This is a genomic window from Pseudomonas sp. KCJK8993, from assembly GCF_046230915.1.
In the GTDB taxonomy this organism is placed as follows: Bacteria; Pseudomonadota; Gammaproteobacteria; order Pseudomonadales; family Pseudomonadaceae; genus Aquipseudomonas; species Aquipseudomonas piscis.
Genome location: NZ_JBJJLO010000111.1, coordinates 1 through 21,910, shown reverse-complemented (window position 1 = coordinate 21,910; position 21,910 = coordinate 1). Strand labels below are relative to the sequence as shown.

The 21,910-nt window shown below is 64.5% G+C and carries 5 protein-coding genes; 2 read left to right on the top strand and 3 right to left on the bottom strand.

Going from position 1 to position 21,910, the window contains the following annotated elements:
- Together ACK6AU_RS25990 and ACK6AU_RS25985 are read left to right on the top strand one after the other, a co-directional pair.
- Positions 1 to 284, top strand: a 284-nt coding sequence (locus tag ACK6AU_RS25990) for a hypothetical protein (protein WP_409302305.1), incomplete at its 5' end; no start/stop codon positions are given.
- Between the two features lie 268 nt (positions 285 to 552).
- On the top strand, positions 553 to 1,884 hold the full coding sequence (locus ACK6AU_RS25985) for a diaminobutyrate--2-oxoglutarate transaminase family protein (RefSeq protein ID WP_185699872.1): 1,332 nt from the start codon (positions 553 to 555) through the stop codon (positions 1,882 to 1,884).
- A gap of 108 nt (positions 1,885 to 1,992) precedes the next feature.
- Here ACK6AU_RS25985 and ACK6AU_RS25980 read toward each other — a convergent pair whose 3' ends face one another.
- The 3 genes from ACK6AU_RS25980 to ACK6AU_RS25970 all read right to left on the bottom strand — a co-directional run.
- Positions 1,993 to 3,951, bottom strand: a complete 1,959-nt coding sequence (locus tag ACK6AU_RS25980) for a MacB family efflux pump subunit (RefSeq protein ID WP_185699871.1) — start codon at positions 3,949 to 3,951, stop codon at positions 1,993 to 1,995.
- Positions 3,952 to 3,953: 2 nt separating this feature from the next.
- A complete protein-coding gene (gene macA / locus ACK6AU_RS25975) occupies positions 3,954 to 5,105 on the bottom strand; it encodes a macrolide transporter subunit MacA (RefSeq protein WP_409302302.1) in 1,152 nt (383 codons plus the stop codon).
- Between the two features lie 121 nt (positions 5,106 to 5,226).
- On the bottom strand, positions 5,227 to 21,910 hold a 16,684-nt coding region (locus tag ACK6AU_RS25970), incomplete at its 5' end, for an amino acid adenylation domain-containing protein (RefSeq protein WP_409302300.1).

Sequence of the window (21,910 nt, the reverse complement as noted above, 5' to 3'; positions counted from 1 at the left end):
ATTTTCTATCTTTTTTCATCAGTCGTCACAAAAACCGGACACCCTGCAAAAGCCGCTCAGGCGTCACCGATTTTGTCCCGGTAAACGGCGACGCCACCTCCTGGCATCGATCACTTTGGACTTGCCACACTCATGTCATGTTTGCCTTCGGCAAAACCACGACATTACTTTTTTATCCCACGGGCGGCGGCACTCTGAAGTGTCTTCAAGTGAGCCGCCCTGCTGTTCTTTCCGGCGCCTCACTACTGCCATTAACTTCCGGCTCTAAAGGCTCTGTAAAATGACAGAGATACCGGGGACGTCGGGTGTCTGCTTCAATAGCGATAACGGTCACCTTCCTTCAAGCTAAGCGTGCTCTCAAGTTACTCGGGCAGCGCGTGTCTCAGCGGCTGTCCGGCGTAACTTATTTTTCACTTTCGACTGTAATTCAGCCCTCTCTGCGGCTGACTGTTTATTACTGTCTGAAAATAGTCGCTGTCATGGATTAAACACCGTCTCTTGTTCCCTCAACTTTCCAGCGCTGCGCTTGCCGCAGCCGATGAGTGCATGACCATGGAAGAGCTAAGTTATCTGAAGAAAGTCGAAGCCAACGCACGCACCTATGCCGCCAACTTCCAGCGCCTGTTCGTCAGCGGCAATGGGGTGTGGCTCAGGGATGCGCAAGGCAAGGAATACCTCGACTGCCTGGCCAACGCCGGTACCCTGGCACTGGGTCATAACCCGCCGGAAGTCAAGGACGCGGTGCTGGAGTTCCTGGGCTCCGACCAGTTGCAGCAAGCACTGGACCTCGCCACCCCGGCCAAGCATGCCTTTGTACAGGAGCTGTTTTCACAACTGCCGGCAGGCATGCGCGACACCAGCAAGATCCTGTTCTGCGGCCCCAGCGGCTCGGATGCCGTGGAAGCTGCGATCAAGCTGGCGCGCCACTACACCAAACGCGCGGCATTGATGGCGTTTCATGGTGGCTATCACGGCATGACGGCTGGCGCGCTCTCGGCCATGGGCAATCTCAACCCCAAGGGCATCCCCAGCGTTACTGCACAAAACACCCATTTCCTGCCCTTTCCGTACCGCTTCCGCTGCCCGTTCGGTACCGACGGCGAGCAAACCGATCAACTGTCGCTCGAGTACATCCGCACCGTGCTCTCGGACCCTGAAGGTGGCGTCACCCGCCCGGCCGCCGTGCTCGTTGAGGTGGTGCAGGGCGAAGGCGGCTGCATTCCCGCCTCGAACGCCTGGCTGCGCGGGCTGCGCGAAATCACCCGCGAGCTGGGTATCGTGCTGATCATCGACGAAGTCCAGACCGGCCTGGGCCGCACCGGCAGCACCTTTGCCATCGAGCACGCGGGGATCGTCCCCGATATTCTGGTGTTGTCCAAGGCCATCGGTGGCGGCTATCCGCTGTCGGTCATTGTCTACGCCGAACACCTCGACACCTGGGGCCCGGGCATGCACGCCGGTACCTTCCGTGGCAATCAGATCGCCATGGTCGCCGGGCGCGCAACCATGCGCCACATTCGCCAGGCGGGCCTGGTGGAACACGCCGCCGCCCGCGGAGCGCAACTGCTCGCCGGCCTGCAAGACATTGCCCTGCGCCATGATGCGATTGCCGACGTGCGTGGCCGTGGCCTGATGATCGGCGTCGAGGTCACCAAACCGCGTACAGAGAACCGTGCCGGCCTGGGCGATGGCACCCTGGCCAAGGCAATCAAGCTCAACTGCTTCGACAACGGCCTCGTCATCGAAACCGGTGGGCGCCACGGTTCGGTATTGCGCTTCCTGCCTGCCCTGACCATCACCGAAGCCCAGGTTGGCAGCGTCCTTGATCGTTTCGAAGACGCCATCGCCAGCGCCACCGCGCACCGTTTGCAGGTGGTCGGCTAAAGCGCAGAAAAACAGCAGCAGCGCAGAGCTGCTGTTGTGCCATACCCAACCTGCTGCAATGAAAAGCCCGCCAACCGACACCGGTTGGCGGGCTTTTTGGTGTGCGCTTCAGTCCCGGGCAAGCGACTCGATCGGATCCAGCCGCGCGGCATTACGCGCAGGTACAAACCCGAAGATGATGCCGATCAGGCTGGAGCACACAAAGGCGGTGACAATCGATTCCAGCGAAAACACCATCTGCCATTCCGTGATCACCAGGGAGAACACGAACCCGATGCCAAACGACAACGCAATCCCGATCACCCCGCCAATCAGGCACACCATCACCGCCTCCACCAGAAACTGTTGGCGAATGTCCGACTGCCGCGCCCCGACCGCCATGCGAATACCGATTTCGCGTGTGCGCTCGGTCACCGACACCAGCATGATGTTCATCACCCCGATGCCACCCACCACCAGTGAGATCAGCGCAATCAACGACAACAGCAATGCCAGCGACTGGCTGGTTTTCTGCACGGTTTGCATGATGCTATCGAGGTTGTAGGTGAAAAAGTCCTTGGTCCCGTGGCGCTGTTGCAACAGCTTGACCACGTTATCCTCCACCACCTTGCTCGGCTGGCCATCCTTGATCCGCACCGTGATGCTGTCCAGGTAGCGTTGACCCAACAGGCGCCCGGCGGCGGTTTCGTAAGGCACCCAGACGTTGAGCGCCTTGCTGGTGTTGAAGATATTCTTATTGTCCGCCGTCACCCCAATCACCGTGCACGGCAGGTTGCCCACCAAAATGATCTGGCCCAGCGCCTCGACGTCCGGGCCGAACAGGCGATTACGGGTGTTGTGGTCAATCACCACCACCTGGGCCTGGCGGGTGTCGTCGTCCTGGCTGAAGGTGATGCCTTCGGCGATCTTGATCCCGCGGACCTGGAACGAGCTGGCACTCACGCCATTCACCGTGGCGTTCACGTCGATATTGCCAAAGCGCAACAGCAGGTTGCGCCCGGCGTTGGGCGTGGCGCTGTCGATGTAATGCAACTCGCTCAGGGCGGTCACGTCGGACAACACCAGGGTTTCGATCGCCGACGCATGGCTGTCGCCAAAGTCGGTGCCCGGGTAGATGTCGATGGTGTTGCTGCCGATCGCCTGAATATCATTCAAGACATAGCGCTTGGCGCCCTCCCCGATGGCCACGATCGACACCACCGACGTGATGCCGATCACGATGCCGAGCATGGTTAACAAGGTGCGCATGCGGTGGGAAATCAACGCCACCCAGGCCATCACGAAGGCTTCCTTGAACAACCCCAGGCTCGCCACCAGACGCCGCCCCGGCGTGGCCTGGCCCTGGGCGGGAACCGGGGCCTCGACCTCCGGTGCGGCACGTTCGTTGAGGCGGTCACTGAGCACTTCGCCGTCGCGCATCTCGATGATGCGCTCGGCGTGGGCCGCAACCTTGGCGTCGTGGGTCACGATAATCACGGTATGCCCCGCCGCATGCAGCTCCAGCAGGATGTTCATCACTTCCTTGCCGCTGGCGGTATCGAGGGCGCCGGTCGGCTCATCCGCGAGGATCACTTCGCCGCCGTTCATCAATGCCCGGGCGATACTCACCCGCTGCTGCTGCCCACCGGACAACTGGCTCGGCCGGTTGACCAAGTGATTGGCCAGGCCCAGCCGGGCCAGCAGTTCCTTGGCGCGGCTATGGCGCTGGCCTTCCGATACTCCGGCATAAATCGCCGGCATCTCGACGTTATGCATGGCGCTCAAGTGCGGCAGCAAATGATAACGCTGGAAGATGAAACCAAAATGGTCGCGGCGCAGTTCCGCCAGCTCCTGGTCCGCCAGGTCGCGGGTTTCGCGACCGCTGATGGTGTAGCTGCCGTCAGTGGCGTAGTCCAGGCAACCGAGAATGTTCATCAGGGTCGACTTGCCTGAGCCCGACGCCCCGGTGATCGCCACCATTTCCCCGGTGTTGATGGTGAGGCTGACATTCTTGAGCGCCATGAACGCTTTTTCACCGGCCATAAAGCTGCGGCTGATGCCTTTGAGTTCCAACAATGCCTGGGTCATTGTCAGCTCCCCGCCACGGCCGGCGTCGGCTCACCGATGACGACCTGGTCGCCCTCCACCAGGCCATCCTTGATCTGCGCCTTGACCTTGTTGTTGATCCCCACCTGCACGTTGCGCTCCTGAGCGTGGCCGGTCTCATCCACCACCCGCACTACGTACGAACCGTCGTCATTACGCTTGCCCAGCGCCGCAACCGGCACCATCAGTACATCCTTGGCGGTGTCGCGCACGATGCGCACCTGGGCGGTCATCGAGATGCGCAGGCGATGATCAGGGTTCGGCACATCGAACAGCGCGTTGTAGAACACCGCGCTGTTCTGTTTGGCGGTGCCGGCGGCCTGGGTGTCCAGGTAGTTCTGCGGTGCAGGTTCAGTGCCGCGCAGCTTGCCGTAGTAGCGTTTATCGGACTCGCCAAGGATGGTGAAGTACACCTCCTGGCCTGGGTGGATGTGAATCACATCGGCTTCCGACACCTGGGCCTTGATGGTCATGGTGTCCAGGTCCGCCAATTTCAGCAGCACCGGCGCCAGTTGCTCGGCGATCACGGTCTGGCCTTCCTGGGTGACGATGCCCACCACGTCACCGTCCATCGGGGCGACGATACGCGTATAGCCGAGGTTGACTTTGGCGGTGTCGATCTGGATTCGCGCGTTTTTCAGTTGCGCATCCAGGGCCACCAGGTTGGCGCTCTGCACCAGGTAATTGGATTCGGCGGTCTCGAAATCCTGGCGGGAGATGGCCGCGTCCGATTGCAGGCGGGTGTAGCGCTCCCACACCGATCTGGTCTGGACCACTTGTGCCGCCGTGGCTTTGCGTTGCGCTTCGAGGTTTTCCTCGTTGACCTGCGCCTGGCGCAGGGCGTTCTGCAGCACCAGTGGATCGATTTCCGCCAGCCACTGGCCCTTCTTGACCTTGTCGCCGAGCTTGACCTTCAGCGATTTCAACTGACCGGAGACCTGGGCGCCGACGTCGACCTGTTTGACCCCCTGCAAGATCCCGGTGGCAAGCACCGAGTTCTCGATTTCGCCCCGCTCGACCCTGGCGGTCAAGTACTGGGGCGGCTCAGCCGGTGACTGCACCGAATAGACAATCAGGCCGGCAACAACGGCCAGGCCTACGCCCCAGACAACCTTGCGAAACTTCGACTTTTCCATAGATGACCACTAATACGTTGAAAGGTAGACCCGGCCGCTGGCCGGGCTTGCGCTAAGTTGCTCGAATGTTCGCTTCAGGTAAGGGCGCAAGCGCCCGTGCCGGCTCCCCCTGTATCACACGTCATGAGGTCACCTTGCCGGCCGGTACGAGGAGACCGTCGTGCCACCAGGACGCCAGGCTGTAGACGTGCGGCGCCTTGAGCAGGGTGAAATGGTTACCCGGCCCGTACCAGGTCTGCAGGTGATCCGTGTGTCGGCTCCAACCCTCGATCATGCCGGCCTGCTCGCGCTGATTGCCCTGTGCATCCAGCGTCGGATCATCGGCCAACACCAGGCGCACCGGGCCGTTGTAGCGCTGGCGCGGCTGGTAAACCGTGCGCAGCGCAGCGCCAAAGGCACGCGCCGGCCCTTGCATCACCTCAGGCGTGGAGCGCGCCGAGAGCATGCCGACGCGCACCATGGCGGCGTGCAAGGTTGCCAGTTGTGCCGATTCATCCAGATCAACGAAGGCCTGCCGATCAATCCCGAACGGTTTTCCAGCCGCCAGTTGCAGGGTTTCGATCAGGCGCAGTAGCACGTCGGTTGCGGTGTACGGCTTGCCGGCCGCGCCCGAACTGCCCGGTGATTCACTGTCGACCAGGGTCAGCGACAACACTTCGCGCCCCTGGGCCTGCAGACGCAGAGCCATCTCGAAGGCCACCCAGCCGCCAAAAGAATGCCCGAGCAGATGCACCGGCCCATGCGGGCATTGCTGTTCCAATGCCTGCAGATAGGCCTGCGCCGCCGTTTCCACGCGGCTGTGGGGCAACGCCTTGGCGTCCAGCCCGCGGGGTTGCAGGCCATGGATCGGCCAGGCCGGCCCGAACGCATCACTCAGGCCGATAAACCCCGTGACGCTATCGCCGGCCCCCGGAATGCAGAAGATCGGTGCCTGCCCGGGCTGCCCGCTCTGAATCGTCAGCACCGGCTGGTAGGGCGTGTTGGCCGGTGTCGCCGGCAAGGCCTTCAAGGCATCGCCGATGGTCTGGCCCAACGCCGCGATGTGCGGCGCCTGCATCATGCTCTGGTGGTTGCCTGGCACCCTGATGTGCCGCAGCAGGCCCGTCGGCAGAACCTGGTCCCAACCCAGCGTGTCACTGCTGCGCGAGGCCTCATCCATGCGTTCTTCGGCCGTGAACAAATGCACCGGCATGGTCAGCGGCAACACGCTGTAATGGGCTTGCGCATGGCCGTGGGCGACTTCACGGTCCAGGTAGGCCCACAAGGCGTCACGGGACAGCGCCGCCAACTGCGGTTGCAGCAAGCCGGCGTCGCAGCAGCGTCGCCACAGGGTGTCGAAGTCCATCTGTGCCGCGTCACCCTCCAACTGCCCGAGGGTGGCCAGCGCCTGTCCATCCGCCGGCCGTTGAACCTCGCAGAAGGCGCGGCACTGTTCGAGCAGGTGCAGGCTGTGGGCATGGGCCACCGACCAGCGCGCCTTGCCTTGATCGACCAGACGCGGCACGTGGGTGTCGAGCAGCCCGAGGAAGCTCACCTCCTCGTCCATGCCGATCAGCTGCGCGGCGATTTCATAGGCCAGCAAGCCGCCGAACGACCAGCCGGCCAAGCGGTACGGACCGTGCGGCTGCACGCCACGCATCATGTCGATGTGCCGTGCGGCCAGGCATTGCAGGGTCCGCAACTGCGGCTCGCCCCAGGCCACGCCTTCCAGGCCATAGACCGGAATGTCCGCATCCACATGCCGGGCCAGCGCCGGGAAATACACATTCAGCCCGCTGAACTCATGCACCAGGAACAACGGCGCCTGGGTGCCGCCGGCACGTACCGTGACCAGGCCTTGCTCAAGTGCCGGCGCCTCGCTGTGCAAGCGCAGCAGCGCGGCCATCGACGCGACGCTGGCATGTTGGAACAACTGCGCCAGGGTGACCGGCAGGCCGTCCTGGGTCAGCAGGCTGACCAGGCGAATCGCCAGCAGCGAATGCCCGCCCATTTCAAAGAAACTGTCGTGGCGCCCTACCCTTGCCAGCTTCAGCACGTGGGCCCAGTGGCCCGCCAGGCGTTCTTCCAGCGCCCCGACCGGTGCCGCATAGTCGCGGCTGAGCACCGCCTGCTCAGGCGCCGGCAACGCCTTGCGGTCGAGTTTGCCGTTCGGTGTCACCGGCAAGCTGTCCAGTTGGACATACGCGCTCGGCAGCATGTACTGCGGCAGGTGGCTCAGCAGTTCTTCACGCAATTGCTCGATCGAGCCCGGCGAACCGCACAGGTAAGCCACCAATTGCTTGCCGGCGACCTGCCCTTCACTGTCGTCGCGCGCCATGACCACGGCCTCTCGTACGCCTTCGCAGGCCAGCAGCGCGCTTTCGACTTCGCCCAGCTCGATACGGAAACCACGGATCTTCACCTGATCATCGTTACGCCCCAGGTATTCCAGGGTGCCGTCCGGCAACCAGCGGCCGAGGTCGCCGGTCTTGTACAGGCGACCCGGGCTATCGCTGAACGGGTCGACCAGGAAGCGTTCACTGCTCAGTTGCGGCTGGTTGAGGTAACCGCGGGCGATCCCGACACCGGCCAGATGAATCTCACCGGCCACCCCCAGGCCCGTTGGATGCCCATGGGCGTCCAACACATACACTCGGGTGTTGGCGATCGGACGCCCAATGGCACGTGGATGCGGGTTGGCGGCGAACACTTCATTGGCGGTGGCAATGATCGTCGCTTCAGTCGGGCCATAGGTATTGAGCAAGCGCGGCGTGTGGCCGCTGCGCAGGAACCAATGCTGCACCGCCTCCGCGCTCAGTTCTTCGCCACCCACCACAATGACCCGCACGGAAGCCGGAATGACAGTGCTGTGATCGTCCGCCAGGCCTTGCCAGAAGCGCGTCGGCAAGCTGATCACCGACAGCCGTGCCTGCGCCGCCAGGCCCCAGAACTGCGCGGCATCGGTCAACCAGTCGGCACTGCGCAGCACCAGGGTGGCGCCGCAAGTCAGCGCGCCAAAAATCTCTTCGATGGACGCGTCGAAGTTGATGGTCGCGAATTGCAGTGCACGATCCCCCTCCCCCAAGCCGGTCAAGCCACGAATCGCCTGGATCTCATTGCACAGGCCGGCGTGCTCGATCATCACGCCCTTCGGCGTGCCGGTCGAACCGGAGGTATAGAGCACATAGGCCAGGTGTTCGCTGGTCAGCCCCAACTGTGCAGGCTGCGGGTTGTGCGCGCCCAGCTCACGCCAGGGTTGCAGCGCGCTGTCCAAGGTCACCACCTGCATGGCCGGCGGCAGCGTGCCGAGCAGCGGCAGCACCGCGTATTCGCTGAGCAACACCCGTGGCGCACTGTCACCGAGCATGAAGGCCAGGCGTTGCGGCGGGTAAGCCGGGTCGAGCGGTACGTACGCAGCACCGGATTTGAGGGTGGCGAGCAAGGCCACCACCATCTGCATCCCGCGCTCCAGCGCGATAGCGACACGGTCGTCAGGCTGCACGCCAAGGGCAATCAAATGATGGGCCAACTGGTTGGCCTGGGCATTCAGTTCGGCGTAACTCAGCGCCTGGCCGTCGAACTCCAGCGCAATCGCGCCGGGGCTACGCAGTACCTGGGCCTCGAACAGGCCATGGATCAATTGATCCTGAGCCTCGTCGGTATGCGTCTGGTTAAAGTCCAGCAGCACCTGCTGACGTTCGGCCAGCGGCAGGATCTCCAGGCTGCTCAGCGATGCGTCCGGCGTACGTTCCAGGGCATCCACCAGGCTGTCGAGCGCGCCGTGCATATAGCCGCAGACCCGTTGTGCGCCGACTTGCGGGCTGACCTGAACGGTCAGGGCGAAGGCCTGGCCAAAGTCGTCGACGTCCAGCGACAGTGGGTAGTTGCTGCGTTCTTCACCGCCCAGCGCGTGGATGCCGGTCCATGCCGCGATCTCTTCACTGGAGGCGGCACCGGCACTGTGACGGTAGTTGAGCAAGGCACTGAACAAAGGTGCCGGGGCGGCCACACCGCTGCAACGCTGGGCCAGGGCCAGGGACGCGTGCTCATGACCGAGCAGCGTGCTCAAGCGTGCATGGGTGGCCTTGACCCCGGCCTGCGCACCCTCGGCGCCCACGCTGACGCGCAACGGCAAGGTGTTGAGAAACAGCCCCAAGGCGCGTTCACCGCCCTGCAGCCCGCCCATCAGCACCGTGCCGAACACCACCTCATCCTGGCCGCAGACATGCGCCAGTACCTGTGCCCAAGCCACATGCATCAGGCTTGCGGCGCTGACGCCCAGTTGCCGTGCGGCGCTGCGCAGACGCTGGCCAAGGTCCTCGTCCACAAGCAGTTGCGCCGCTTCCAGCGTGCCGCCGGCTTGCACATCGTGCAGGCCGAACGGCAAGGTCGGCTCGTCGATGTCTGCCAGCATCGCGCTGAAAAACGCTTCATGCTCCTGTTCCGTCAGGCCCAGGCGCGCCTGGGCCACATAGTTGCGGTACGGCACGGGCGCGCTCAAGCGGTCTTGCTGGCCGGTGAGGAAAGCCTGCAACTCGTACTGCAAGAGATCCATGGCGAGGTGATCGAACAACATGTGGTGGAACATCAGCAGCGCACACCACTGCTGTTGCGCAACGTCATAGGCACCCACCAGGCGCATCAGCGGCGCGGCGCGCAGGTCCATGCGGAAATGCCGCGGGTTGAAACGCTCACGCAGTTGCGTACCGGCATCGCCCTCGCCGTCCAGGTGCAACTCTTCCAGGGCGAACGGCACGTGGCGCAACACCACCTGCACCGGCTCGCTCAAGCCTTCCCAGCGCATGGTGGTGCGCAGGATGTCGTTACGCTCGACCACGCCTTGCAGGGCTTGGGCAAAGGCATCGAGGCGCTCGCGGCTATCGAAACTGAACGACGCCTGCTCCAGGTACAAGTCGCCCTCATCCGCCAACAGGTGGTGATACAGGATGCCTTCCTGCAGCGGCGTCATGCCGTAGATGTCCTGTACGTTGGCCAGTTGGCCCGGCACGCTGGCAACGATGCTGTCGATCTCGTCCTGGCTGAGGCTGGCCAGCGGCAGCATCTCAGGCGTGATGCGCCGGCAATCAGCCTCGATGGCATTGGCCGGAATCACCAGCGCGCGATGGCTGCCGACGACGTTGGCCAATCCGGCCAGGGTCGGATGGGTGAACAAGGCACCGACGTCGACCCGCAGGTCTTCCTGGCGCATGCGCTCCACCAGCTTGACCGCCAGCAACGAATGGCCGCCGAGCTCGAAGAAGTTGTCATGCCGCCCCACTTGTTCCAGCTGCAGCACTTGCTCCCAGACCAGCGCCAGGCGGCGTTCGATACGCCCTTGCGGCGCCTGATAATCACGGCTCGCCACCGCCGACTGATCCGGGGCCGGCAAGGCTTTGCGGTCCAGCTTGCGGTTCGGCGTGAGCGGCAGCGCTTGCAGGGTGACGAAGGCTGACGGAATCATGTATTCCGCCAGCAACGGCGCCAGGTAGCTGCGCAAACCGGCGGCGCTCAGCTCGACCCCGGCATGCGGCACCACGTAGGCCACCAGGCGTTTCTCGCCGGGGCGGTCTTCGCGTGCAATCACTGCAACTTCCTTGACGCCGGCGCAGTTGCCCAGGCGCGATTCGATTTCCCCCAGCTCGATGCGGAAACCACGCACCTTGACCTGGAAGTCGTTACGGCCCAGGTACTCGATCGAGCCATCCGCCAGGTAACGTGCCAAGTCACCGGTCTTGTACATCCGCGCACCCGGTACCGGGCTGAACGGGTCGGCCATGAAGCGCTCGGCGCTGAGCTCTTCAAGGTTCAGATAACCGCGTGCCACGCCGTCGCCACCAATGAAAATCTCCCCCGCCACACCGAATGGCACCGGCTGCTGCCGGCTGTCGAGCAGGTAGATGCGGGTGTTGGCCATCGGCTTGCCGATGGTGGTGTTGCCATTGATGTCGCCGGTGTAACTCACGTAGGCCGTTGTGCAGGACACCGTCGCTTCGGTCGGGCCGTAGGTGTTGATCAGCCGTACATGGGCCGGGCGCGCCTCGTCCCAGAGCTTGAGTTTTTGCGCCGACAACGCATCCCCCGTCACGTTGATCAAGCGCACATCGCGCAGATGGGCCTGGGCCTGCTGCGGGTCGTGATGCCATTCAGCGGCCAGGGTGTGCCAGTGAGCGGCCGTCAGGTGCAGGAAGGTCGGCGTAATGGCCGGGTCCCGCGCGGCTTCGGTGCCGAACACATGGCGGCTGGGTGCCAGGGTCGCGCCCGCCAACAGGGCCGGGAAGATCTCCTCCACCGACAGGTCGAAGTTCAGCGTGTTCTGTTGCAACACGGTGTCCTGCGGCGTCAAGCCGAACAGGCGCGCGGCGTCGAGGCTGTAGTTGACCAGCCCGCGGTGTTCGATCATCACCCCCTTGGGATTGCCGGTGGAGCCGGAGGTGTAGATCACATACGCCAGGTGACGGGCATTGAGGCCTGGCACCACCGGGTTGTGGTCGGCACCCTCGACCGGTTCATCCAGCAACACACTCGGGATCGCCAGGGCCGGCAGGCGGTCCTGCAACGGACGCTGGGTCAGCACCGCCGACGGCGTACTGTCGGCGATCATGTAAGCCAGGCGCTCCGGCGGGTAATTGGGGTCCAGCGGCACATATGCGGCGCCGGCCTTGAGCACCCCGAGCAGGCCCACTAGCACCTCGTCGCCGCGCTCGGCGCAGATCGCCACGCGCTCGTCCGGGCCAATGCCCAGGCCGATCAGGTGATGCGCCAGGCGGTTGGCCCGGCGGTTGAGCTCGGCATAACTGATGCGCTGAGGTCCGAACGCCACCGCAATGGCCTGCGGCGTGGCCTCGACCTGGGCTTCAAACAACTGGTGGATAGTGGCCTCGTGCGGGTAGGCGACTTCGGTTTTGTTGAGTGCGTGCAGCAGGTAATCGCGCTCGTCCTCATCCACCAGCGCGATATGCGCCAACTGCGCCTGGTCATCGGCGACCATCGCGTGCAGCAGTCGCTTGAAATACCCCAGGTACCGTTGCAGGGTGGTTTCGTCAAACAGCGCCGTGGCGTACTCCAGGTTACCGGCGATGTGGCCTTGCACTTCCCCCAGGTCCAGGGACAGGTCGAATTTGGCGAAGCTGCTGGTCTCGCCGACCGCTTCGAACTGCAGGTCACCCATCACCAGGCTTGGGCCGTCGCTGTTCTGCCAGGTCAGCAGGGTCTGGAACACCGGGCTATGGGCCAGGCTGCGCGCCGGCTTGACCACTTCCACCACTTGCTCGAACGGCAAGTCCTGATGGGCTTGCGCTGCCAGCGTGCGCTCCCTGGCATGCGCCAGCAAAGCGGCGACGGTCAGGTCCTCGCCCGCACCAATACGCACGGCGAGGGTGTTGACGAACAGGCCGATCAGGCCTTCGACTTCGGCACGCATGCGGTTGGCGGCCGGCGAACCGATCACCACCTCATCCTGGCCGGACAGGCGGCAGAGCAACGCGCCCCACGCGGCCATCATGGTCATGTACAGCGTGGTGCCGTGGCGTTGGCTCAAGGCCTTGAGCCCGGCGGTAAGCTCGACGTCGAGCAACAGGGTCAAGGTCGCGCCGCTGTAGTCCTGGCGCGCCGGGCGTGGACGGTCGGTGGGCAGCATCAGCAAGGCCGGCGCATCCGCCAGCGCTTGCTGCCAGTACTGGCTCTGTTGCTGCAACACCTCGCCACTCAACCAGCGGCGCTGCCACACGGCAAAATCGCCGTATTGCAGGGCCAGCGGCGGCAGCGGGTCCGGCTGGCCGTGGCGGAAGGCTTCGTACAGCGCCATCAGTTCACGGGTCAGCACGCCCATCGACCAGCCATCGGAGACGATGTGGTGCATGGTCAACAACAGCACGTGATGGTCGTCGGCACGCTGCAACAGTTGGGCACGAATCAGCGGCCCCTGTTCCAGGTCGAACGGTTGCAGCGCGTCGGCGCTGATGTGCGCTTGCACAGCGGCCTCGCTGTCGACGTCCAGGCGCCGCAGCGCAAAGGCACGCTCGGCCGGGTCGATACGCACCAGCGCCTCGCTGTTGTGCTGCACGAAACGACTGCGCAGGGCTTCGTGGCGCGCCACGATGGCCGTGAGCGCGCGTTCCAGCGCGTCGGCATCCAGGTGACCGCGCAGCCTGAGGGCGATCGGCATGTTGTAGGCGGTGCTGGCACCTTCCATCTGCGCCAGGAACCACAGGCGCTGCTGGGCAAACGACAGCGGCAAATCCTGGTCGCGCGGCACCGGCAAAATCGCCGGCAAGGTGCTGCGCGATGCCTGTGCCAGCACCTGGGCCAATGCGGCCAGTTGCGGGTGGGCGAACAGATCGGCCAGGGCCAGCTCCACACCCAGACGCTGGCGCACCTGGGAAATCAGGCGCATCGCCAACAGCGAATGACCGCCCAAATCAAAGAAATGCCCTTGCCGGCCAATCTGCTCCAACCCCAGCAGGTCCTGCCAGATATGCGCCAGGGTGGCTTCAATCTCGCCCTCGGGCGCTTCATACACGCCGCTGACCACGGCGTTAAGACCCGGCGCCGGCAAGGCCTTGCGATCCAGCTTGCCGTTGGGGTTCAGGGGCAATGCGTCAAGTTGCACATAGGCCGACGGCACCATGTACTCCGGCAGTGCGCTTTGCAGGTAGGCGCGCAGCTCTTCGATCTGCGGCGCGAGGCCGGTGAAGTAGGCCACCAGCCGCTCATCACGTACCAGTACCGCCGCCTCGGTGACTTCCGGGTGGGCCGCGAGCAGCGCTTCGATTTCGCCCAGCTCGATGCGCAGGCCGCGGATCTTGACCTGGTCGTCGTTGCGGCCCAAATAGTCGAGCGTGCCGTCGGTGCGGTAACGCGCCAGGTCACCGGTTCGGTACATGCGCCCGCCCGGCGTGAACGGATCGTCGAGGAAGCGTTCGGCGGTCAGCGCTTCACGGTTGAGGTAACCACGGGCCACACCGGCGCCGCCGATGTAGAGCTCACCGACGCTGCCGGTCGGCACCAGTTGCCCGTAGGCGTCCAGCACGTAGAGCGTGAGGTTGCGCAATGGCCGGCCCAGCGGAATATCGGCGGCACCGTAGCGGCCCAGGTCGGCGTCGACCGCATGCCAGGCAACCACGTCGCTGCACTCGGTCGGGCCATAACTGTTGATGAACTGCGGGCGCGGCACCTGCAGTTTTTCCAATTGCGCCAGCTTGATCGGTTCGCCGCCCAGCACCACGCGGCGCAGCCGGCTCAGGGCCGACTGCTGGTCGGCGTCGATCAGCGCATAAAACGCGCTGGGAGCCAGGTTGATGTGGGTGATCGCCTGGTCGCTGATCTGGCGCACGATGCTCGAAGGATCAAACGGGCTGTCCGCCAGGTGCAAGGTGGCACCCACGGCCAGGCTGGCGAAGATGTTTTTCTGGGTCAGGTCGAAGCTGTGGGACGTCAGCAGCAACACCGCATCGCTGGCATTAAGACCCACGTCGTCAAGGTACCAGCCAAGCATGTTGACCACGCCCTGATGCTCGACCATGACGCCCTTGGGCTGGCCGGTGGAGCCTGAGGTGTAGATCACATAGGTCAAGTGCGTGGCCGTCAGTTCGGCCACCTGCGGGTTATGCAGGTTCGAGGTGTACGCGTCATCACGGTCGAGGTCGACCACCGGCAGGCCCGGCTCGCCGGCCAGGTGCGCGGTCGCACCGTGCACCAGCAGTGCCGCCGGGGCGCTGTCCTGCAACATGTAGTGAATGCGCTCCAGCGGATAGTTCGGGTCGATCGGCACATAGGCGCCGCCGGCCTTGAGAATCGCCAGCAGGCCGACAATCAGCTCGGCGCTGCGCTCCACGCAGATGGCCACGCGGGCATCGGGCTGTACGCCAAGCTCGCGCAAGTGGTGGGCCAGTCGGTTGGCACGCTCGTTGAGCTCGCGGTAGGTCAGTGAACCGTTGCCGGCCTGCACGGCACGGGCATCCGGCGTGCGCAGCGCCTGAGCCTCGAACAGACTGTGCACCGTGGCGCCCGGCAACGCAGTGCGCAGGCCGCCAAGACCGGCCAGCTGCTGTCGGCGCTCGTCATCATCGAGCAGCGGCACACGGGCAAGCTGCGCCTGATCGTCGGCGACCATGGCGCGCAACAGGCGCTCAAGGTAGCCGAGGTGACGGGTCAGGGTCGGCGCATCGAACAACGCCGTGGCGTAGCTCAGGGAGCCGATGATATGGCCCTGGGCCTCACACAGCTCCAGCGACAGGTCGAACTTCGCCGTGCTGTTGATCTGGCCGCTGCCTTCCAGCACCAGGTCACCGAGTACCGGTGCCACGCTTTCGTTGTTCTGCCATGTCAGCATGGCCTGGAAGATCGGGCTGTAGGCCATGCTGCGCACAGGTTTGACGATATCCACCACCTGTTCGAACGGCAGGTCCTGATGGGCCTGCGCGCCCAGCGTCTGGGCCTTGACCCGCGCCAGCAAGGTGTGCACGGTCGGCTCACCCGAGGTATCGATACGCACGGCCAGGGTGTTGACGAACAGGCCGATCAGGCCTTCGACCTCGACACGGTTGCGGTTGGCCACCGGTGAACCGATCACCACTTCATCCTGCCCGGCCAGACGGGCGAGCAACGCGCCCCAGGCCGCCAGCAGCGTCATGTACAGCGTGGTGCCATGGCGTTGGCTGAGGGTCTTGAGGCCCTGGGTCAACTCGGCATCCAGTTGCAGGTTCAGCACCGCACCGCGGAAGTCCTGCTGCGCGGGACGCGGGCGGTCGGTGGGCAAGGTCAACAGGGCCGGCGCACCGGCCAGCGCCTGCTGCCAATACAGGTTTTGCTGGTGCAACACCTCGCCACTCAACCAGCGGCGCTGCCACACGGCGAAGTCGGCGTATTGCAGGGCCAGCGGCGGCAGCGGGTCGGCCAGGCCCTGGCTGAAGGCGCCATACAGCGCCATCAGCTCGCGGGTCAGCACGCCCATCGACCAGCCGTCAGAAGCGATATGGTGCAGGGTCAGCAACAGTACGTGGTGTTCGTCAGCCATGCGCACCAGGCGCGCACGCAGCAACGGCCCGTTGACCAGGTCAAACGGGGCCAGCGCTTCGTGCTCGGTCAAAGCCTGCAACTGCTGCGCTGCATCGGCCAGCTCGCGCAGGTCATTGTGCTCAAGCACGAAGGCGCCTTCGACCGGGGTGATGACCAACCGCGGCGCATCGTTATCGACCACAAACACACTGCGCAGCACTTCATGCCGGCTGACGATCTGCGCCAGGGCACGCTCCAGCGCCAGCGCATCAAGGGCGCCACGCAGGCCCAGGCCAACCGGCATGTTGTAGGCGGCGCCGACATTGTCCATCTGCGCCAGGAACCACAGGCGCTGCTGGGCAAACGACAGTGGCAGCGCCTCGTCACGGGACACCGGCACAATCGGCGGCAGACTGCTGCGCCCCGCCTTGGCCACCGCCTGGGCGAGGGCCGAGAGTTGCGGGTGGGCAAACAGCGCTGCGAGCTCCAGTTCCACCCCCAGGTGCACGCGCACCTGGGAAATCAAACGCATGGCCAACAACGAATGCCCGCCCAGCTCGAAGAAGTGATCTTCACGCCCGACCTGCTCGACCTTGAGCAATTGGCTCCAGATCTGCGCCAGCGCCACTTCCACCTCGCCCCGTGGCGCTTCATAGCCACGGCTGAGCAAGGCCTCCTGATCCGGAATCGGCAGCGCTTTGCGGTCCACCTTGCCGTTATTGGTCAACGGCAGGCTGTCGAGGCGCACATAGGCACGTGGCACCATGTACTCCGGCAGTTGCTCTTGCAGCCAGGTGCGCAGGGCCTGGATGTCCAACGCCTGGTGTTCGGTGAAGTAGGCCACCAGGCGCTTGCTGCCCGGCTCGTCCTCACGGGCCAGCACCACCACCTCGTTGATCTGCGGGTGTTCGCCGAGGCGGTTTTCGATCTCCCCGAGTTCGATGCGGAAACCACGGATCTTCACTTGGTCGTCATTACGGCCCAGGCAATCCAGTTCGCCCTTGGCCAACCAGCGGCCAAGGTCGCCCGTGCGGTACATCAACGCGCCCGGCTCGTGGCTGAACGGGTCCAGAATGAACTTCTCGGCGGTCAGCTCAGGCCGGTTCAGGTAACCCTTGGCGACGCCTTTGCCGCCAATGTAGATCTCCCCGACAACGCCCAAGGGCACTGGCTGCTGGCGTTGATCGAGCAGGTAAATGCGCGTATTGGAAATCGGCCCGCCGATCGGCACGCTCTCGGCATCGTCGGCCAGCGCACGCACTTCAAAGGTGGTGGCGTAGGTGGTGGTTTCGGTCGGGCCGTAGCAATGCACCAGGCGCAGCTTGGGCGCATGCTCGAGCAGGCTGCGGAACGCCGCCGGGTCCGCGCGTTCGCCGCCACACAGCAGCATGCGCAAGCCCTTGAGGGCGTCGGGAATCAGCTGTACGTACTGGTTGAACAACGCCGTGGTGGTGAACAGGATCGTGACCGCCGATTCGCTCAACACGGCGCCAAAACGCAGCGGGTCAAGCAGCGTGTCGTGGTCGATCACCACCACTTGGCCGCCATTGAGCAAGGCGCCCCAGACGTCCATGGTGCTGGCGTCGAACGCCGGGTTGGAGGCAAAGGCAATACGGTCATGGGTATTGAAATCGGCATAACCGCCGTTGATCACCAGCCGCGTGATGCCCCGATGCGGCACCAGCACGCCCTTGGGCACGCCGGTGGAGCCGGAGGTGTACATGATGTAGGCGACCGACTCGGCAGACTGTTCAAGGGCCGGGTCGTGGGCCGGTGCGTCGCTCAGGTCGAGGCTGTCCAGGTCCAGGCGCCCGCCGCCTTCGGGGGCTTGATGGGCGCTGGTGGTGAGCAGCCATTGCGCGCCGCTGTCCTGGCGCATGAAGGCTTGACGGTCGGCGGGGGCGTTGACATCCAGCGGCACATACACCGCGGCGGCCTTGCTGATTGCCAGTTGGCTGGCCAGCAAGTCCACGGAACGCTCCAGCAGGATGGCGACGCTGTCACCCGCCTGCACGCCCAGGCCGATCAGGTGGTGGGCCAGGCGGTTGGCGCGCCGGTTCAATTGCGCATAGCTCAGCGACTGTTCAGCATGAACCACCGCTACAGCGTCCGGCCGGATGCGGACCTGAGCCTCGAACAACGCGTGTACGGTCGAGGTCTCTGGGAACGGGCGCTCGCTGTCGTTGAAGGCTTCCAGCAGTTCCTGGCGCTCAGCCTCGGGCAAGACCGACAGGTCCTGCAACGGCGTACCGGGCGCCTGTTCCAGGGCATCGACCAATTGCGCCAGTGCCGCTTGCATATAGATGCAGACACGCCGCGCACCCATCCCCACCAGCGCCTGGGCATTGAGTTGGAAGCCGCTGCCGAAGTCATCGACGTTCAGCACCAGCGGGTAGTTGGTGCGCTCTTCCATGCTCAGCGCCTGAATGCCGTCCCAGGCGGCAATGTCGGCGGTGGAGACTGGCGCGGCCGCACTGTGGCGGTAGTTGAGCAAGGTGTTGAACAACGCCTGCGCCGCCGGCATGCCGCTGCAATGCTGGGCCAGCGACAAGGACGCATGTTCGTGGGCCAGCAGTTGCGCCAGTTGCGTGTGAGTGGCGCGCACTGCCTCGCGGGCCCCGTGGGCGCCAATGCTGACACGCAATGGCAAGGTGTTGATGAACAAGCCCAGCGCACGCCCTGCCCCCTCAGCGCCTTGCAAGCGGCCCAGCAGCACCGTGCCGAACACCACGTCATCACGGCCACTGACCTGCGCCAGCACCTGGCCCCACGCCAGGTGCATCAGGCTCGCGGCGCTGACCCCAAGCACCCGCGCCTGCTCGCGCAGTCGCCCGCCCAGCACGCTGTCGAGCATCAGGTGCGATTCCTCCACCCCCCTGCCGTCGCCCTGCACATTCTGCAGGCCGAACGCCAGGGTCGGTTCATCGATATCACCCAGCATCGCGCCGAAGAACGCTTCGTGAGCCTGGCGATCGGCGCCCAGGCGCGACTGCGCCACATGCTCGCGATACGGAATCGACGGCGGCAACTGTGCGCTCTGGCCTTTGAGGCTGGCCTGGACTTCCTCGATCAGCACCTCCAGCGCGGTATGGTCGAGCACCATGTGGTGGAACAACAGGATGCCGACCCAGCGCTGGTTGGCACGGTCCTCGGTGTAGGCCAAGTGCATCAGCGGAGCACGGGTCATGTCCAGGCGATAGTGGCGCGGGTCGAACCGACTGTGCAGTTGCGCCAGCACGTCACCCTCGGCCGGGTCGATGGCCACTTGCTCCAGGCCCAGCGAAGCCTGGCGCCATACCACTTGCACAGGCTCCACGAGCCCTTCCCAGGCGATACTGCTGCGCAGGATGTCGTGACGGTCGATCACGCTTTGCAGAGCCTTGGCGAACAGGTTGAGCGGTTCGGGGCCGGTAAACGAAAACAGCATGTGCAGCAGGTAGGCATCGCCCTGATCCGCTGCCAGGTGGTGGTAGAACATACCGTCCTGCAGCGGTGCGAGGCTGTAGATGTCCTGCACATTGCGCACGCCTCCGGGCACGCTGGCGACGATGCGGTCGATGCTGCTTTGGTCCAGTTCGGCCAGGGGCAGCAAGTCCGGAGTGATCTGCTCACAGCCAGGCTCGATCAGGTTGGCCGGCACCAACAGTTGCTTGTGGCCGCCCACGGCGGCCGCCAGGGCCGCCAACGTCGGCTGGCCAAAAAGGACACGCACGTCGGCGCTCAGTTCGAGCTGGCGCATGCGTTCGATCAACTTCACCGCCAACAGCGAATGGCCGCCCAGTTCGAAGAAGTTGTCGTGCCGCCCCACCCGTTCCACGCCCAGCAACTCTTGCCACAGCGCGGCGAGGGTGTGCTCCACCTCCCCTTCCGGACGCTCGTATTCGCGCCGCGCCAGGGCCTCGCCATCCGGCGCCGGCAAGGCTTTGCGATCCAGCTTGCCGTTGGTGGTCAACGGCAAGCGCTCAAGCATCACGAATGCGCTGGGCACCATGTAATCGGCCAAGGACACCAGCAACTGCCGGCGCAGGTCGGCCGCCACAAGTTCGGCGCCATCGGCGGCGATGACGTAGGCCACCAGGCGCTTGTTGCCGGGCTGGTCCTCGCGCGCAATCACCACCGCGTCACGCACGCCGTCACAGGCCGCGAGATGCGCCTCGATTTCCCCCAGCTCGATACGGAAACCACGGATTTTCACCTGGTCGTCGTTGCGGCCCAGGTAGTCGATGCTGCCATCGGGCAACCAGCGGCCCAGGTCGCCGGTCTTGTACAGGCGAGCGCCGGGGCGGCCGCTGAACGGGTCGGCGATAAAGCGCTCGGCATTGAGTTCCGGGCGGTTCAAGTAACCACGCGCCACCCCGGCACCGCCCACGTACAGCTCACCCACGACGCCCACCGGCACCGGTTCACGCGCGCTGTCGAGCACGTAGAGTTGCAAGTCCGGAATACGCCCGCCAATCGGGCTGCTCCCCACCAACTGCGCATCCGCCGCTTCAAGGGCACGGTAAGTCACATGCACCGTGGTTTCGGTGATGCCGTACATGTTCACCAGTTGCGTACCGGCGTTGGCCGTACGCGCATACCAAGGCTTGAGCATCCCCGGTTCCAGGGCTTCGCCACCGAAAATCACCTGGCGCAGGGAATGCTTCAAGGCACTCTGGCCCTGGGCGGCGATCAATGAACGGAAGGCACTCGGGGTCTGGTTGAGGATGGTCACACCGGCGCTGCACAGCAGCGCATAGCATTCATCCGGCGAGCGGCTGGTGAGTTGCGGCACCACCAGCAACTGCCCACCGTGGATCAGCGCGCCCCAGATTTCCCAGACCGAGAAGTCGAAGGCGAACGAGTGGAACAGCGCCCACACGTCCTTGTCATTGAAGTTGAACCACCCTTCGGTGGCGGAGAACAGCCGCGCTACGTTGCGATGCTCGATCATCACGCCTTTGGGCAGGCCGGTGGAGCCCGAGGTGTAGATCACGTAAGCCAGGTTGGCCGAGGTCAGGCCAGGCACTTGCGGGTTCTGCATTGGCTGCAGTTGCAGGTCCGTCGCGTCCAGGTCGATCACCGGCACCGCGAGTTCGGCAACCCGCGCCTGTGTCGCCGTCTGCACCAGCACCGCCACCGGCGCACTGTCCTGCAGGGTGTAACTGATGCGTTCCTGGGGGTAGGCCGGATCGATCGGCACGTAACCGGCGCCCGCCTTGAGGATGCCGAGCAAGCCGATGATCATTTCCAGCCCGCGCTCCACGCAGATCGCCACCCGCTCATCCGGGCTTACGCCCAGGCTCAGCAGGCGGTGCGCGACCCTGTTCGCGCGCGTGTTCAGCTCGGCGTAGCTCAGGTGACTGTCTTCAAACACCACCGCGATGGCATCGGGTCGCTCGGCGGCCTGGCGCTCGATCTGGTGATGAATCAACGCGGCATCGGCATACAGGCTGTCCGTGGCGTTCCAGTGTTGCAACAGTTGCTCACGCTCAAGCGCCGGCAACATGCCCAGGCTTGGCAGCGCGGCCTGTGGCGTCTGTTCCAGTGCCTGCACGAGGTTTTCCAGCACACATTGCATATAGCCGCAGATGCGTGCGGCACCAATGGTGCCGTCGGCCATGACCGACAGGCTGAAGGCATCGCCCATGTCGTTGACCGACAGGGTCAGCGGGTAGTTGGTGCGCTCCTTGCTGTCGAGGATGCCGATACCTTCCCAGGCGGCCTGCGCGGCCTGGGACACATCCCCACCGCCAAGCTGACGGTAGTTGAGCAGCGAGCTGAACAGCGGCGTAGAGGGCGCCACCTTGCTGCAGCGCTGCGCCAGCACCAGCGACGCGTGCTCATGGCCG